The sequence below is a fragment of the Oryzifoliimicrobium ureilyticum genome (assembly GCF_037199735.1).
GTDB lineage: Bacteria > Pseudomonadota > Alphaproteobacteria > Rhizobiales > Rhizobiaceae > Rhizobium > Rhizobium ureilyticus.
In genome coordinates this window covers 104,367-119,843 of sequence record NZ_JBBBVQ010000010.1, presented here as the reverse complement: position 1 = coordinate 119,843, position 15,477 = coordinate 104,367, and the positions used below count along the sequence as shown (strand labels likewise).

Annotated in this window: 14 protein-coding genes; 4 read left to right on the top strand and 10 right to left on the bottom strand. The window is 57.2% G+C overall.

All coding sequences use genetic code 11. The annotated features are described in order from the left end of the window. Positions 1-185: 185 nt before the first annotated feature. From VQ830_RS15220 to VQ830_RS15200, 5 genes are read right to left on the bottom strand one after another with little or no spacing between them, the layout of a single operon-like run. Complete coding sequence (locus tag VQ830_RS15220) at positions 186-614, bottom strand: GNAT family N-acetyltransferase (RefSeq protein ID WP_337268979.1); 429 nt, start codon at positions 612-614, stop codon at positions 186-188. A 2-nt stretch (positions 615-616) separates the two neighbouring features. Continuing rightward, a complete protein-coding gene (locus VQ830_RS15215; RefSeq protein WP_337268978.1) occupies positions 617-2,686 on the bottom strand; it encodes a hypothetical protein in 2,070 nt (689 codons plus the stop codon). Between the two features lies 1 nt (position 2,687). Next, positions 2,688-5,498, bottom strand: a complete 2,811-nt coding sequence (locus VQ830_RS15210; protein ID WP_337268977.1) for a DUF4159 domain-containing protein — start codon at positions 5,496-5,498, stop codon at positions 2,688-2,690. Beyond that, the gene (locus tag VQ830_RS15205) at positions 5,495-6,415 is read right to left on the bottom strand and encodes a DUF58 domain-containing protein (protein WP_337268976.1); all 921 of its coding nucleotides are present in this window, start codon (positions 6,413-6,415) and stop codon (positions 5,495-5,497) included. The genes VQ830_RS15210 and VQ830_RS15205 overlap by 4 nt, the downstream gene beginning before the upstream one ends. A gap of 26 nt (positions 6,416-6,441) precedes the next feature. After that, positions 6,442-7,452: an AAA family ATPase gene (locus VQ830_RS15200; protein ID WP_337268975.1), complete on the bottom strand. Its 1,011-nt coding sequence runs from the start codon at positions 7,450-7,452 to the stop codon at positions 6,442-6,444. A 157-nt stretch (positions 7,453-7,609) separates the two neighbouring features. Here VQ830_RS15200 and VQ830_RS15195 point away from each other — a divergent pair, with 157 nt between their 5' ends. The 3 genes from VQ830_RS15195 to VQ830_RS15185 are packed head-to-tail and all read left to right on the top strand — an operon-like array spanning position 7,610 to position 10,142. Further along, complete coding sequence (locus VQ830_RS15195; RefSeq protein WP_337268974.1) at positions 7,610-8,233, top strand: DUF1285 domain-containing protein; 624 nt, start codon at positions 7,610-7,612, stop codon at positions 8,231-8,233. Next, entirely contained in the window at positions 8,230-8,880 is a 651-nt protein-coding gene (locus VQ830_RS15190; protein WP_337268973.1) for a CoA pyrophosphatase, read from the top strand. Before VQ830_RS15195 ends, VQ830_RS15190 begins: the two co-directional genes overlap by 4 nt. Beyond that, positions 8,877-10,142 carry a CCA tRNA nucleotidyltransferase gene (locus VQ830_RS15185; RefSeq protein WP_337268972.1) on the top strand — a complete coding sequence of 422 codons (1,266 nt, stop codon included), beginning with the start codon at positions 8,877-8,879 and terminating at the stop codon, positions 10,140-10,142. The genes VQ830_RS15190 and VQ830_RS15185 overlap by 4 nt, the downstream gene beginning before the upstream one ends. Before the next feature lie 97 nt (positions 10,143-10,239). Here the strand turns inward: VQ830_RS15185 and VQ830_RS15180 are convergent, their stop codons facing one another. The 3 genes from VQ830_RS15180 to hemF all read right to left on the bottom strand — a co-directional run bounded on the left by VQ830_RS15180 (position 10,240) and on the right by hemF (position 12,210). After that, positions 10,240-10,425, bottom strand: coding sequence for a DUF1059 domain-containing protein (locus tag VQ830_RS15180; protein ID WP_337268971.1), 186 nt, complete (start codon positions 10,423-10,425; stop codon positions 10,240-10,242). Between the two features lie 329 nt (positions 10,426-10,754). Continuing rightward, positions 10,755-11,015 (bottom strand): hypothetical protein, encoded by a 261-nt coding sequence (locus VQ830_RS15175; protein ID WP_337268970.1) that lies wholly within the window; start codon positions 11,013-11,015, stop codon positions 10,755-10,757. 280 nt (positions 11,016-11,295) lie between these two features. Then, positions 11,296-12,210, bottom strand: coding sequence for an oxygen-dependent coproporphyrinogen oxidase (gene hemF / locus VQ830_RS15170; RefSeq protein WP_337268969.1), 915 nt, complete (start codon positions 12,208-12,210; stop codon positions 11,296-11,298). A 299-nt stretch (positions 12,211-12,509) separates the two neighbouring features. Here hemF and VQ830_RS15165 point away from each other — a divergent pair, with 299 nt between their 5' ends. Continuing rightward, positions 12,510-12,773: a hypothetical protein gene (locus tag VQ830_RS15165; protein ID WP_337268968.1), complete on the top strand. Its 264-nt coding sequence runs from the start codon at positions 12,510-12,512 to the stop codon at positions 12,771-12,773. Between the two features lie 10 nt (positions 12,774-12,783). Here VQ830_RS15165 and VQ830_RS15160 read toward each other — a convergent pair whose 3' ends face one another. Both VQ830_RS15160 and VQ830_RS15155 read right to left on the bottom strand, forming a co-directional pair. Beyond that, positions 12,784-14,430, bottom strand: a complete 1,647-nt coding sequence (locus tag VQ830_RS15160) for a Na/Pi cotransporter family protein (RefSeq protein WP_337268967.1) — start codon at positions 14,428-14,430, stop codon at positions 12,784-12,786. Between the two features lie 224 nt (positions 14,431-14,654). Then, positions 14,655-15,128: a tRNA (cytidine(34)-2'-O)-methyltransferase gene (locus tag VQ830_RS15155; protein WP_337268966.1), complete on the bottom strand. Its 474-nt coding sequence runs from the start codon at positions 15,126-15,128 to the stop codon at positions 14,655-14,657. Between the last annotated feature and the right edge of the window lie 349 nt (positions 15,129-15,477).

Genomic DNA, 15,477 nt, shown 5'->3' with positions numbered 1-15,477 from the left:
ATATAGAGCTGCAAAGGATCGCCTGCCAGCCAGTGTGCAACATGAGCCACGACATGTATGGACAGTGTTATGCGAGCCTCACTCATCCCATGAACTGAACGCGCGAGCCAGGACCTGCAACGGTTCTCCTGCGCTCGCTCATACCAGCGCCGCTCTTGCGGATGCTGACCTTTAAAAGGCCTATTCTATTGAGGTGTCGCAAGGCGCTTTTGCAGGAAACTGCGGGTGCGACCTGTGGGAAAATCCGCAAGCTCGCCAAAAACGGCATAGCCTGCCCGTTGATAGGCCTTCAGCGCCGCGGGATTAAAGGTGTCGATCCAAGCTGAGTGACAACCTCGTCCCAACGCCTCTTCTTCGGCGAGCAGAAGCATTTTGCCCGCAAGGCCTTTTCCTCGCTCTGTTTCCGGTACGATCAACTGCTGGATGTAAAGCCAGCCCCAGGCGGTATAGCCGCTAAGGCCGCCGGTTATCTTTCCTTCGGTATCGCGAATGAAAACGGCAATAGGCATATGGTGCTTCGGTCCGACGTCGTCTTCGTTGAACGCGGTCAAAGCGCTTCCGATCAGCGAAACGTCCTCTGGGGCAGGCGCGCAGGTCAGTTCCAGCTGGGCCATGCTTAACGCCCTTCTCGCCACCACATCGCAGCAAAGGCCAACAAAAGAACGCCCACACCGGCAAAGCCTGCGAACAGGGGAAGCGTGTTGACCCCTTTCAGGACGGTTTCGTCCGTCAAACGAATTTGTATACGATCATTATCAGCGATGCGCACCTGATTATGGACGGGAAGTATTGGTGGAACTGAGACCGCCCCTTGCGCATCGACAATCCTTTGGTCGATCCCGCGCGTGCGGTCGGCGATCTGCTTCAAAGGACCTGTCGTTGAAATCATGGCCTTGAACTCCGGCGCGTCGACAGCTCCAACATGAACCAAAGTCGAAAGGTTCCCGTTGGAAATCTGGAAAAGCCCGACTTCTTCCATATCCTTCTCGGCTGTGAACAGGCCCGGTTCCTTCTGAGAAAGCGCCAGTCGTTCCGTTCGACCCGAGGGATAACGGACGAGGGCTTCGCCAGGAGGACCACCAATCGTCTGGCGCGTAATCTCAAGTCTGCGGCCGGACGCTTTTGCAGTCAGCGCTTCCTCTTCCAGGGAAGGCTCCTTCATCAGCCAGTGCGCAATGCGCCTGTAAAGCGACACATGCGGCCCGCCGCCTTCAAAGCCGCGCGCCCAGAGCCAGCCCTGATCGGAAAGAAGCATGGCGACCCGTCCTTCGCCAGCGCGATTGAGGACAAGAAGCGGATGATTGTCGGCGCCGACCATCACGGTCTGACCTTGCGGTGGATCTACATCGACGGTGCGGAACCAGCGGCCCCAGCGGGGCGGTTCCTGCGTTGAGCCGTCCAGCCCCCGCGTGACTGGATGTTTGCGACCTTCTTCAGACAAGCGGGGATAGAAGGGCTTATTGATCATCTGGCCCGTCGGGGCGGCCGGCAGAACCGCCTCAAGCGGGGTCAGAGCGATCGAATCCTCGCCTGCATGTTCAGGGCCTGCAGCAATCAGCAGCGCGCCGCCCTTCTGCACATATTGGACGATATAATCGTAATAGAGGATCGGCAGCACGTTGCGGTGCTGGTAGCGGTCGAAGATGATCAGATCGAAATCATTGATCTTCTCGACGAAAAGCTCACGCATCGGAAATTGGATGAGCGAAAGTTCGTTGATCGGTGTCCCGTCCTGTTTTTCAGGCGGGCGCAAGATAGTAAAATGAACAAGGTCGACCGAGGCATCGGACTTGAGCAGGTTGCGCCAGGCACGCTCGCCGGCATGTGGTTCGCCGGAAACCAGCAGCACTCGAAGGTTGGACCTGATACCGTCGATCAGATGGACAGTGCGGTTGTTGGTCTCGGTGATTTCTCCGGGCAGACCGGCCACGGAAAATTCAAGGACATTGCTGCCGCCGCGCTGCAGTTTGAACGAGAAGGGGGTTTCCTGTCCCGGTACGGCCTGAATGGTGGCAATATCGTTGCCGTTTAGGCGAACATTGACCTTGGCAACGCCGCCGGGGCTCGGTCCGTCATCGACGACGCGCAGGACGACCTGCTGTTCCTCATTGACAATGCCGAAGCGAGGGCCGCGCACGACTTCGATGCGCCTGTCGAACTCGTTAGCGCGTCCGGTAATAAGGGAGTGGATCGGGGCGTCGAAGCCCAAAGCTTGGTTAGCGCCGGGAACATCGTGCACCTCACCATCCGTTACGAAAATCGCACCGCCGACACGCGATGGAGGAACGTCCGAGATCAACCCCTCAAGTGCATGGAAAAGACGAGTGGATGGTGCGCCGCCTTCCTCAGCATCCTTCGCTTCGAGGTACCGCGGCTCAATATTGGGAAAGCGAGCTAGTCGTTCCTTCAGCGCGGCAAGTGCTTCGTCGGTCTGGCGGATGCGCTCAGGGATTTGCTGGCTCTGGCTCCGATCGATGACGACAGGCACGATCGTTGTCAGAGGTTCGCGATCTTCTTGCATCAACAGCGGATTTGCCAAAGCCGCCAGGAGGGCGAGGGCTGCCAGTGAGCGGATGGTGGCGCCGCGAAGGCCGCGCCAGAGCGCGATGGCGCTGACAAGAAGCGCGATTAGCGCCAGGACAGCCAGGACAGGCCACGGGACGAAGGGTGAGAAGTCGATGGTCATTCTATTGCCCCAGCCTTTCCAGGATCTGAGGAACATGCACTTGATCGGCCTTATAGTTGCCGGTGAGCATATACATCATGATGTTGACGCCTGCGCGATAGGCGTATTCGCGTTGCATGTCGTCTGGCGGCACAGTCGGCAGCAATGGCGTTCCGTTGGCATCTACGGCCCAGGCGCCTGCAAAATCATTACCAGTGATAAGAATTGGAGACACGCCATCGCCCGAGGCCGTGGACTCACGATCATTTTTTGCTCTTGCATCCTGGCGCGCCTCTATCCAAAGCGGGCTTCCGGTATAGCGGCCGGGGAAATTCGAGAGCAGGTAGAATGACTTGGTGAGTACGTGATTTGCCGGCACCGGTTCGAGCGGCGGGATGTCGAGGTTGCCGATGATCTGTTGCAGACGCTGCACATTGGGGCTCGGTCCGCTATTGTTATCCAGGGCGCTGAATTGATCACGCGTATCGAACAGGATCGTACCGCCCGATCGCATGAAGGCGTCGATTTTGTTGATGGCCGCCTGTGATGGCATTGGCGCCGTCGCCGAGATCGGCCAATAGATCATCGGGAAAAAGGAAAGTTCGTCCTTGTCCAGATCGACACCGACCGGTGGCGCGGGTTCTAACGTCGTTCTATAGGTCAAAAATTGCGTAAGGCCCTCAAGCCCGCGCTCTGAGATGTCATCGACATCTTTTTCCCCTGTGACCACGTAAGCCAGGTGCGTGTTGTCGAGGCGCTGCATGATGATGTCATCGCCGGGCTTGCTGTCATCGGCATATGAGCGATGAGGTTGCAATAGAGCTCCGGCGAAAACGGCCAGCGCGAGAAGCGATGCCGCGGCCCGCGTTGATCCTGCCGAGCGCCGGAAGGCACCATTCATCAGGATGACAATCAGCCCGTCGGCCATCAGAAGCACCAAAGCAAGGACGAAAAGCGCTGGTTTTGCGGACCAGGAATCTTCGCCGAGCAAGCCTTCCTGTTTAAGAGTGATACCGGAGGTATCCAGGGGCTTTAGCTCAGCCTTTTCGGGCAAAACGTTCAATGCGGTAAAGCCTTCTTCGGAACCGTAAAGGCCGGGCGGATTGTCGAAATTTGTGACCGGCGCTGCTTGACGTGTGACAATCAGAGGACGGGCCGATCCGGTCTGCGGCGTCATCGCGCCTTTTGCCGTCAGCAGGCGAAAGGGAGGAAGGGCTCTATCGCCGGCAGAGTTGTCGGCGCTGGTTCCCCCTGATTTGGAGAGTTGCACGACGCGTCGCAGCATTTCCACGAAACTTCCCGAAAGCGGCAGATTGGACCAGGTCGCCTCCGCGCTGACATGGAAGAGGACGATCCGTCCGGCTTTCATCGTTTTGGTGGTCACCAGAGGCGTGCCGTCGGCGAGGCTTGCCCAGGTGCGTTCCGCCAGATCAGGTGTCGGCTCTGCAAGAACCTGGCGCTTGATCGTCACATCACTCGGGCGGGTTATGCCGGCGAATGGGCTGTTTGCGGGGAATTCTGCTAACTGCTGAGGCTCTGCCCACGACAAGGCGCCGCCCAAAGCACGCTCTCCTTGCCGAAGAGTAACTGGAACCAGCGGATCATCGGCGGGTGCAGCAGCAAGACGGGGACCCGCGAACCGCAATAAAATACCGCCATTTTCGATCCAGCGCCTTAGCGGATCGTAGGTTTCTTGTGGCAGGCGGCCGATATCGGCCAAGACGATGACCGATGGATTTTGCGCAAGTACGTCAGGAATAGCAGCAGCCAGATCGGCCGTATTCGGATCGATTAGGTCGGCATAGGGTTGAAGAGCACGTTGAATGTAATAGAGCGGGGAAAGCAAGGGCTGGAAATCGTCGCGCGTTTCGCCCGATAACAGCACCACACGGCGGCGCTTGAAGCCATCGTCCAGCAGGTGAACAGCGCCTGCCGTCTGATGTCCGTCGAGGCTGACGCGTGCAAAATCGTTTCGCATTTCGAACGGCGCGGAAATCGACCCCGTAGCAGTGGTTTGTCCGGCTGCGAATTGAATGGTGCCCGCTGCAATCGCGCGTCCCTGGGCGTCCTGCGCGGTCACGGGGAGCGAGAGAGCTTGTCCGCCTTTCAGGCGGCTAGCGGTGACCTCCATGGCGTCGGCGTTGTTATCGATGTCGGTCAATGCAATATCGGCAGAACCATCATCTTCCACGAGGCGGAATTCCCCTGGTCTGAGGTCAGCCAGGCTGCGAACCGTTGCATCGTCTTTCCTGGCGGCAATGCCGTCGGTCACGAACACGAGGGTTCCGGGTGCTGTGTTGCCGAGCGCGGTTCTTAAGGCATCGATGGCACGCGCGCGGTCCGGCACAAGCGGCTGTGGTTCGGCCGCCTGCAATTTCTCGCGCGCAGCCGGGGCCGAACTCGCCGTTGCGTCGTTCGAGGCGTTGGCCGTGAAGGTGATGGAAACGGGAATGCTGCTTCTTTCAGCATCATCGATGAGAGCGGAGACCGACTTGACCCTGCGTTCCCAGTCGGACACTGATGCCCAACCATTGTCGATGACAAGAACAAGCGGCCCGCCGCGCATCAAGGTGGCAGAGCGAGGGTTCACCACGGGATCCGCAATCGCCAGAATGACGGCGGCGGCGAGCGCCATGCGCAGAAGCGTGAGCCACCATGGGCTTTTGGCCGGCGTCTCCTCGCGCTTGAGAACTTTGGCGAGGATGCGCAGAGGGGGGAAGACCTCAACGATCGGTCGCGGCGGCGTCAACCGTAGCAGCCACCAGATAGCCGGTAGTGCAACAAGCGCCGCAAGGATCGCGGGATAGGAAAAGGCAAACGGCAAACCCATCATGGACGGTTTCCCCCAACCGCATTCGCCGGCATTCCCGAAAGATACATGTGAATTGCGATCAATGCTTCCGAGGCGAGGTGATCGGTGCGGTGGGGCGTAAAGGTCCAGCCCAAGTGTCGCAGCGATTGTCCTAGCGATTCCCGCCGTGCCAGATAGGCTTGCCGATAATCATCGCGGATATTTTCAGCGCGGCCGGCGACGATCCGTTCGCCGCTCTCCGGGTCCGTAAATTCCGTGCGTCCGCTATAGGGGAAAAGTTCTTCGGCCGGATCAGCGACTTCTACCAGATGGCCGCGAAGACCGCGCCGACCGAGCGGACCGAGACGCGCCATGATAGCATCTGCATCGTCCAGAAAATCACCGATCAGCACAAGATCGCTCCAGCCGCGCACCATCCCCACATCCGGCAGGCCGGTGGTGGAGGGAGTATGCATCAGCGCAGTCGCCAAACGCTCTGCAGCATTGCGCGCCGCGATGGGTTCCATCAAGCCCGGTGAACCGATCCGTTCGCCCGAACGAGCGAGAATTTCGGCTAAGGCCAGCATAATCACGAGAGCGCGGCTTTCCTTTGAGACCATGCCATAGCTCGACTTGAACATCATGGACGGTGAAAGGTCCGCCCAGAGCCAAATCGTGTGCGCCGCCTCCCATTCTCGGTCTCGCACATACATATGGTCATCACGGGCGGATCTGCGCCAGTCGATGCGTGAAAGGCTTTCGCCTTCCGCATAAGGGCGGAACTGCCAGAAGTTTTCGCCGATGCCACGCTTGCGACGCCCATGCCAGCCAGCAATCACGGTATTGGCAATGCGCCGTGCTTCCACGAGGCAGTCCGGCACGAGCGCTGCGCGTTGCCGTGCTCTTGCGAGTGCGTCTTTACCGGGGGTCGGATCGACGGTTTGTCCGATAGATGCCACGCGGGACTGTTCCTTGCCGTTTTTGTTCAGCCTTTGGAGTGCTTGACGAGATCGGCGATTACATCGCGCACCGACATGCCTTCCGCCCTCGCGGCAAATGTCAGCGCCATACGATGCTCCAGCACTGGTTCGGCCAGCGCATAGACATCATCCAGCGATGGGGCGAGCCGTCCTTCATAGAGCGCACGCGCCCTTGCGCAGAGCATCATGGCCTGGCCGGCTCTTGGGCCGGGACCCCACGCAATATGTTTGTCCGTATCCTGGTTGCCTTGGCCGGGACGCGCTGAACGCACCAACGCAAGGATCGCGTCGACCACTTTGTCGCTGACCGGCATCTGGCGGATGAGCTTTTGGATGTCCGTCAGGCGACCGGCATCGAGAACAACCTCGGCCTTTGCTTCCGACACGCCCGTTGTGTCGAGAAGGATCTGCCGCTCTGCCGTCAAATCCGGGTAATGTACATCGACTTGCAGCAGGAAGCGGTCGAGCTGAGCTTCGGGCAGCGGATAGGTGCCTTCCTGCTCCAGCGGGTTTTGTGTGGCAAGAACATGGAACGGCGATGGCAAATCATACCGCTGCCCCGCCATCGTAATATGATATTCCTGCATCGACTGAAGCAGGGCCGACTGTGTGCGCGGCGAAGCGCGGTTGATTTCGTCCGCCATCAGAAGTTGGGCGAACACCGGCCCTTTGACGAAACGGAAGGAGCGCCGGCCTGTTTCGTTCTGATCCATGACTTCCGAGCCGACGATATCTGATGGCATCAGATCGGGTGTGAACTGGATGCGGTTCCAGGCAAGGCCCAAAACATCGCCAAGTGTCGTCACAAGCTTGGTCTTGGCAAGACCAGGAACCCCGACCAACAGAGCATGTCCGCCGGACAGAACTGCCAAGAGCGTGTTTTCAACGACGCTTTCTTGGCCAAAGATAACTTTTGAAACCTCTTTGCGAACGGCAGCGATTTCGGAAAGGGCGCGTTCGGCAGCGGCCACGATCGCTTTTTCGTCCATCGGGGGTTCAGTCGGCATCATTCCCATCGGGACCTCCTTCGGCTTCATCCAGCTTGCGAATCGGCGCTAATTCACGTCAGCGACCTAGAAATGTAAAGGTAAGACGATAGAACGGGCTGACAAGCAAGTTTTGAATGACTATCTCGTGACGGTTGCTGCCTTAAACGCAAACCGGGACAGAAGAATGGCAAGCGAAGGTTTTCCCACATCTGACGCTATCGGCGGTTTATCGGCGTTGATTACACGCGCTGCGGAGCAAAGCGATGGGAAAAAGCGCGGGCTGCCCCCTGTCGAGCTTTGGAATCCGGCTTTTTGCGGCGATATCGATCTGGAAATTCGCGGTGACGGCAGTTGGTATTACATGGGCACGCCCATCGGCCGTCAGCCGCTTGTCCGGCTTTTTTCAACCGTGTTGCGGAAGGACGAAGATGGGAAGACCTATCTTGTCACGCCTGTGGAAAAGCTCGGAATTCGGGTTGAGGACGCCCATTTTGTTGCGGTCGAGGTGGATAAAAGCCTGCGCGACAGCGAGCCGGTGCTGACCTTCAGGACCAATGTCGGCGATGTGGTGGAAGCGGGCGCCGATCATCCGCTAAGCTTCGTCGTTAAAGCTGGCAGTGGCGAGTGGAAGCCCTATCTAAGGGTTCGTGGACGTCTCGATGCATTGGTTTCACGCGCGGTCACCTACGAACTTGCCGAGATGGGCGATATCGAGACAATCGAGGGCGTCGATACGTTTTGCCTGCGATCAAACGGAGCGCTCTTTCCTATTATGCCGGCTGATGAGTTGGATGCGTTGTCTCGATGAACACTGTTGCCCCGGAACGCTTTCCGCTTTTTTCTGCGAGCGAACTTCGCCGCCGCGCTCTTCATCAAGTGGGTAGTCCGTTAGAGGTTGCTTGGCGCGAACATGGCGATCATTTGCTGAACCCCGATATGTTCGAGATGATAGAAGCGATGACGCTGCGCAAAGCAGCGGTTCTCGTTCCCGTCGTCGATGACGGCGAGGAAGCCAGCGTAATTTTTACGACAAGAACGGCGACCCTTAAAAAGCATTCCGGACAGGTTGCTTTTCCAGGCGGTTCGATCGATCCGCAGGATGCCTCGGCGGAGCGTGCCGCCATGCGTGAGGCAGAAGAGGAGATCGGTTTGCCAGTCGATTACGTCGAGACGGTTGGGCGCCTTCCCGATTACCTTGCTGCCAGCGGGTTTCGCATTACGCCTATTCTTGCCATCATTCGGCGTGGTTTTGATCTTAAACCCAATCCCGCAGAAGTTCACGATGTCTTCGAGGTGCCGCTGTCCTTCCTCATGAACCCCGACAACCATCAGCGCGACAGCCGCGTGTGGAATGGCTATGAGCGTCACTTTTACCGCGTTCCCTACCAAGATCACATGATCTGGGGCATTACCGCGGGAATCGTGCGAACTCTCTATGAAAGGCTTTATGCATGACCAGCCTCGCGCACCATGACTGGTTCAAGGACCCCGCCTTGCAACGCGTTCTATCGCTGTTGAACGGGGCAGGGGCCGAGACCCGCATTGTGGGTGGCGCCGTGCGCAACAGCCTGATGGATCTTCCGGTCGGGGATATCGATCTTGCAACGACGCTCATGCCGGAGGAGGTCATTGCGCGCGCTGATGCCGCTGGCATCAAAGCCGTTCCGACCGGTATCAGCCACGGAACGGTTACGCTTGTTGTTGATGGCGAACCTTTCGAGGTAACCACATTGCGAACCGATATGCAGACCGATGGTCGCCATGCTCAGGTGGTCTTTGGCCGGGATTGGGAGGCGGATGCGCACCGACGGGACTTCACCGTCAACGCGCTTTATCTCGATCAGGACGGCCGCGTTATCGATTTTGTGTCCGGTCTCGCCGATATCGAGCGGCGCAACATCAAATTCATCGGCGAGGCGTCGAGACGGATTGCCGAGGATTACTTGCGTATTTTGCGCTTCTTTCGTTTCTTTGCCTGGTACGGAACGGGCCGGCCCGATGCAGATGGCCTGCGTGCCTGCGTTGCCGCACGAGGGCGCCTGTCGACGCTTTCTGCAGAGCGCATCTGGTCTGAGACGCGCAAACTTCTGTCCGCAGACGACCCTGGTCGGGCTCTGCTTTGGATGCGGCAGGTCGGCGTCTTGACAGAGGTCCTTCCTGAGACAGAAAAATGGGGCATCGACGCCATGCCAGGATTGGTTGCCGCTGAAACCGCTTTGGGTTGGTCTCCTGATCCGCTCCTGCGGCTCGCATCGATCGTGCCGCCTGACGCCGAACGCATTTCTGCGATGTCACAAAGGCTGAAGATGTCCAAGGCCGAAGCCGGCTTTCTCCAGGATTGGGCGAAGACACCAAACATCGACGATGAAATGTCCACCGCAGGCTTTAAGCGATTGCTCTATCGCCGTGGGACGGCCGGGATCCTTGCAAAGCTTAAACTATCGACTGCCGTTGCGCGCTCCAAGGCGGAAGGAGATACGCGTGAAATGGCCCGAACCGCTCGCTTGATTGCGTTTTTGGACGAGGCTCGGCGGTGGGAGAAGCCACAATTTCCGCTGAGCGGTGCGGATGTGATTGCCTTGGGGGTACCTGCCGGTCCAGAAGTCGGAAAGATGCTGACTGCTTTGGAAGATCAATGGGTTGAAGAGAATTTTGCAGCTGACCGCGCAGCGCTTCTTGGCCGCTTGAAAGACGCTCCGGGTATTTCAGATAGATAACCTCGCTCGAACTATCGGTTCAAGCGAGGCGCCTCTGGTTCAATATGAGGCTTTCTTATCTCTTCAAGCTTTCAACGTCTTTCGTCGAACAAGCCGATTAGGCAGCGTTGGCCTCGTCGCGAATGCGTGCCTTGATATTGTCCACCATATTTTCCCGGATGACAGTCTCTCCATGGGCTTGGCGCATATGCTCGACGGCGCGGCGCACCACTTCCGCATCATCGCTTGCACGCGTATGCCAGTCGCAACCTGGGACAAGAGTACCACATTCAAAAAGACGCATTGTCTCCTCCAACATCTCTGGCGCGATGTGCGATGTGATCCTGTGCAAACACCGCACCGACTGAATGACTTGTTATGCCAGATGTCTTGAGGGCTAGTTTGACCCCTCAAGCCACTCCGCTGATCGAAGATGTCGGCCCTTACGCTATCGTCTTGTGCCGCTAAACCTTCGACATTCATGCAACGTCGAATGGAAACGTCTTGTTCCCGAGATCGGCATGTTTCCGCATGCCTGGGTTCGCAGATGAAGGAGCTTTCCAAGGCTCGGTGTCAGTCTGGATAAATCGAAAAATGTCGACGCTCCTTCGAGCATCGACATCCTTCTTTAATTTATTCGCCCAAGGCCCAAGCGCGATAGCAGCTGTCGAAATTGTTGTTGCTTGCTTCCTTAACGGTTCCCGCAAGCTCCTCCGGCGATTTGCCGCTTGCCAGTTGCAGTTTCACCTGCTCGACGTAGCATGACAATGGCAGATCCGATCCGCTCTTCATGCGCATATCTTGCGCGATCCGCGTCAGGAATTCAGGCGTATCGATTGCCCGAGATTTCTCCATGACGCTTGGATAGGCTGGCGAGCCACTCTGTATGGTCATTGATCTCCTCCTCAAATGTAACGCAGATTAATCTATAGTTAGAACACACTCCCAATTCGGAAAGATCACGCGGCGACGCGTTTTGCCAATGTTCTCTACCGTACATTACGCAAAGCGAACGAAGCAGGTCTCCTCAAAACGCCTTCCGTCTCACGCTCTATAACGCATTGCCATACGCAACCCGGCATCAAGAACCTAGGAGGCACGGAGGCTTGCGAGCCTTCATCTATGCCTCGATATGGCCGCACTGAGCTTGCGGCAAGTCGTCAGCGCATCCCTATCAAGGCCATCTCACCATAGGCGGCATTGATGACAGGATGGAGTCAACATTTCCGCCGGTTTTCAAACCAAACACGGTGCCTCGATCATAGAGAAGATTGAACTCAACATACCGCCCGCGTCGAATCAATTGTTCCTCACGATCTTGTTCCGTCCACTGTTTATTGAAATTTGCCCTGACGATCCGTGGGTAGACATCTGCAAAGGCTCGACCAACATCCTGCGTGAATGCAAAATCGGCATCCCAGCCGCCGGCTTCTTCACTGGAATGAAGCCAATCATAGAAAATTCCGCCGATGCCGCGCGACTCATTGCGATGCTTCAAAAAGAAATAATCGTCGCACCACTTTTTATAGGTTTCATAATTGGCGACACGGGCATGTGTACGGCATGGAGCTTCCAATGCTCGATGGAAGAGGATCGAATCTTCGTCTTCCTGCGTTCGGCGCCTGTCCAGGACCGGCGTCAGATCGGCGCCGCCGCCGAACCAGCGACTTCCGGTCACCACCATACGTGTGTTCATGTGAACCGCGGGCACATTCGGATTGACCGGATGGGCAATCAGCGAAATACCGGAGGCCCAAAACGCTCCGTCTGCGGCTGCTCCAGGCATCTGCGCTCTGATGTCCGGAGCGAAAGTGCCATACACCGTTGACGTGTGAACGCCGACTTTTTCAAAGACGCGCCCCCTCATCATCGACATGGTTCCGCCGCCGCCTGCGCCTTCTTCCCGCGACCAAGCGGTGGCGACGAAGCGCCCCGGCTCGCGATCCGACAGGGGACCCGTCAATTCGTCTTCCAATTGCTCGAAGCTCGTGCGTATTTGGTCCCGCAGGCTTTCGAACCATGTTCGAGCGGCCATTTTCTTTTCTTCGATATCCTCTGGTAAACCGAGCGGTAGATCCGGTCTTTCCATCGAGAACTCCATCTCACTTGCGCGTTGCGACGCGATTGCGTCCAAAACCTGTTGTCTTCTTCAAAATTGTAGGAGACGACAGGTGGGCGATAAGATCCGATTGGCTGGCGCTATTCCAAACCGGCGCTTTGGTAGCAGGTCGTTAGCTCTTCTTCCATCCAAAAGCTCGTTCTGGTCGCGACAAGGCTGAAGCGAGGGGAGGTCCCTGTTCGATATTGCAGCATCTGATTCCTCAAGTATTGGAATCGACTCGCAAAAATCATCTTTCGGCACTACCTTGATTGCCAGAGGTAGCTTTGATGACGAAAATCCCAGGACCACCGTCTTTCGAAGGGCTGAAGCGCAGAATTGCCCAACATCGCGAGCGTCAGGATAGTGGGCGCAGCCGTGATCACTTTGTGCGAGAAACCTACCGGCTCGGCGTGTTGGACGCACGAGCCAAGGCCCGTGAGTGGTTTGACCGGTATCCGAAGGCAGCCTATTGGACAGAGGTGGAAAGTTGGCGCAAGCTGGATGGCGACCAAATCGAGTTCACGATGCGGCGGCTACCTTCTGCCGACTGATTTCGGATATTCACTCTGCCGCCGGGCGCAACCGGCTCTCGATCAACAGGCCGCTTTCGTCGAGGATGGGGTGAGCGACCGAGATGATGTGCGCATTGACCCGCTTGAGGTCGCGCAGAAGGTCGAGGTGCAGCGAACTGGTGCGCAAACTGTCCGGCCGTCCATCGCGCAAGCGCTCGAGATGCCTTTCCGAGGATTGCTTTTCCATTCTGCGCACTTCCACTTTCACTTCCATCATCTGTCGGGCGAGATTGAAGTCGCGGGTAACGAAAATCGTCTGTGCAATGCGCAAATTATTGATCGTTAGCGTGAATAGCTTCATCAGTTCCGCATAGCCGTCGGACGAGAAGCTGAGGCCATTTGCGATCTTCTTATTGATCTGCTCGGCAAGGCCCTTCTCGATGATATCGCCGATATGTTCGAGATTGATAGCGTAGTCGATAATGATAATCGAGCGACGCGCATTTGCCTCATCGAGACCGTCACGGCCAAGCTTTGAAAGATAGAGCTTTACCTCCTGCTGAAGCTTGTCGACGCGCCGCTCGAGTGACGGAATGTCCCGGAGCTTGGAAGCGTCGGTTTTTTCGAATGCATCCGAACAATCGAGCAGCATCCTTTCAATGATATCGCCGACTGCAAGAACCTCACGGGTGGCGCTGGCCAAAGCGACCACGGGCGTCGAAAGCTCGTGATCATCGAGATATTTTGGGCCATCGACAGGCTCGGCACTATCGGGAATGACCCTTGCCATCAGCTTGGACTGGCTTTTTGAAAACGGCCAGGCGAGGATGGCAAGGACGATATTGAATGCCAGGTGCGCATCGACGGGCAGGCGCTCCGGGGATAACGACAAATGCGCAAGCCATCCTGCATTGAGATCGGCGAGCGGCATAGCGATGAGACAGCCGGCTGCTCGCGTCAAAAGGTTGCCGAGCGTTACGCGTCGCGCTGCCGGTGTGCCACCAATGGAAGCTAGTACCGGCGGAATGGCACCGCCGAGGTTGGCTCCCAGCACAAGAATGACAGTCAGGCTTGGAGAGACCGTGCCGGTTGAGGCGAGTGACAGAACCAGCATGATGGCCGCAAGGCTCGAAGACGATAGCGCCGCGATCGCGGCAGAAAAGGCCAGTGCCACCGGCCACGCATTGTCCAGCAACGTGACGAACGCGGCGAGGGCAGGCGAGTGGCGGATCGGCCCGGTCGCGGCATCGAGAAGGTGTAGGGACAAAAGCATCAACCCGATACCGATCAACGCGACACCGCCGCCTTGGCGCGCTGTTGATCCGGCTCGATAAAGAATGAGGCCAGCAAAGATAAGAAGTGGAGAAAGCCATCCGATCCCGGCAGCAACGATCCAAGCTGTGACCGCCGTCCCGACATTGGCCCCCAGCAGAACCACTTGAGCCATTCGCGGGTTCACAAGAGAGCGCTCGATGAAGGATGAGACCATCAGTGCGGTGGCCGTCGAGCTCTGCAGCGCGACCGTGGCAATGAAGCCGGATACGAACGAACGAAGAGTGCTGCGCGTGCCCGTCGCAAGCCCGGTGCGCAGCTTTGCGCCAAACGCGCGTGAGACACCGTCCTTAACCTGGGCGAGACCAAAGAGCAGGAGCGCAATCGCACCCAGCAAATTGATCATGACGACGGTGGATTCCATTGATTATGCCTGCAAAGTAAAGCGCGTGGTGATCGGATAGGAGACTGAACCGAACGCGTGACCAGCGCTCATGTTTCCGGCGAAAATAATTGCCCGGCTAATAACTATATACCTGTTTCGGTCGTCTGCAACCGCTGTTTGCGACATTGTCTTTTCAGCTTGACCCGGCCGTCGAAAGGCATCGTTTCAAAGGTGCAAGATCAACAATTTAGCGTGTTGCGGCTTTATCGCCAGACCGTTTGCCGCATGGCTTCGCCGAGCACCATCGCGGCCGAAACGGCAAGGTTAATCGAGCGTAGGCCCGGCTGCATTGGAATCACAATGCGCGCATCCGCCATTTCGTGTACTTCATCCGGTACGCCTGCACTTTCCCGGCCGAACAGCAGGGTATCACCGTCGCGGAACGTGAAGTCGGTATAACGCTCAGCGGCTTTGGTGGTCGCTAAAACCAGACGATGGCCTTCTTTTGTGCGCCAGGCATTGAAATGTTCGAAATTGACATGCCGGATCAGCATAGCGGCGCTGATATAGTCCATTCCGGCTCTCTTCAGATTACGATCCGAAATGTCGAATCCAGCCGGTTCTATGATGTCGACAGCGCATCCCATGCAGGCAGCAAGGCGCAAGATCGTGCCGGTATTGCCGGGGATATCGGGCTGGTAGAGGGCTATGCGCAGTTTGGGGGTTGGTTGTGACATGGCGTGTCTTTAGCAGGATAAACGGCAAACAATAAGATTGAGGTGGCGCGCCAATGCTCCATTTGTTGCCTGAACGCAACAAATTTGACCGTAATTTTCTTTTCTCATCCGCTTCCACTTTCCTTTGGGGAGGCTTTCGGGTTACTAAGAAAGTGTTATGAACCTTCAGCCCTCAAGGAGGCTTCCATGGATAATGCCGTGCGTATTCGCCTCCCTCGCCAGATCAATACCATCTGGTCATAGGCGCCTCGCGGTTTCACGCAATTTTCCCTTCTTTATCTCATTCTGAGGCCGGCATATCGGCCTTGCCCTGATAGTTCTGTCGCCGTGGCCCGATGTGGTTTGAGAG

Coding starts and splice junctions, on each gene's coding strand:
- VQ830_RS15220 (WP_337268979.1), bottom strand. CDS start 614: ATGGCCCAGCTGGAACTGACCTGCGCGCCTGCCCCAGAGGACGTTTCG.
- VQ830_RS15215 (WP_337268978.1), bottom strand. CDS start 2,686: ATGACCATCGACTTCTCACCCTTCGTCCCGTGGCCTGTCCTGGCTGTC.
- VQ830_RS15210 (WP_337268977.1), bottom strand. CDS start 5,498: ATGATGGGTTTGCCGTTTGCCTTTTCCTATCCCGCGATCCTTGCGGCG.
- VQ830_RS15200 (WP_337268975.1), bottom strand. CDS start 7,452: ATGGGAATGATGCCGACTGAACCCCCGATGGACGAAAAAGCGATCGTG.
- VQ830_RS15195 (WP_337268974.1), top strand. CDS start 7,610: ATGGCAAGCGAAGGTTTTCCCACATCTGACGCTATCGGCGGTTTATCG.
- VQ830_RS15190 (WP_337268973.1), top strand. CDS start 8,230: ATGAACACTGTTGCCCCGGAACGCTTTCCGCTTTTTTCTGCGAGCGAA.
- VQ830_RS15185 (WP_337268972.1), top strand. CDS start 8,877: ATGACCAGCCTCGCGCACCATGACTGGTTCAAGGACCCCGCCTTGCAA.
- VQ830_RS15180 (WP_337268971.1), bottom strand. CDS start 10,425: ATGCGTCTTTTTGAATGTGGTACTCTTGTCCCAGGTTGCGACTGGCAT.
- VQ830_RS15175 (WP_337268970.1), bottom strand. CDS start 11,015: ATGACCATACAGAGTGGCTCGCCAGCCTATCCAAGCGTCATGGAGAAA.
- hemF (WP_337268969.1), bottom strand. CDS start 12,210: ATGGAAAGACCGGATCTACCGCTCGGTTTACCAGAGGATATCGAAGAA.
- VQ830_RS15165 (WP_337268968.1), top strand. CDS start 12,510: ATGACGAAAATCCCAGGACCACCGTCTTTCGAAGGGCTGAAGCGCAGA.
- VQ830_RS15160 (WP_337268967.1), bottom strand. CDS start 14,430: ATGGAATCCACCGTCGTCATGATCAATTTGCTGGGTGCGATTGCGCTC.
- VQ830_RS15155 (WP_337268966.1), bottom strand. CDS start 15,128: ATGTCACAACCAACCCCCAAACTGCGCATAGCCCTCTACCAGCCCGAT.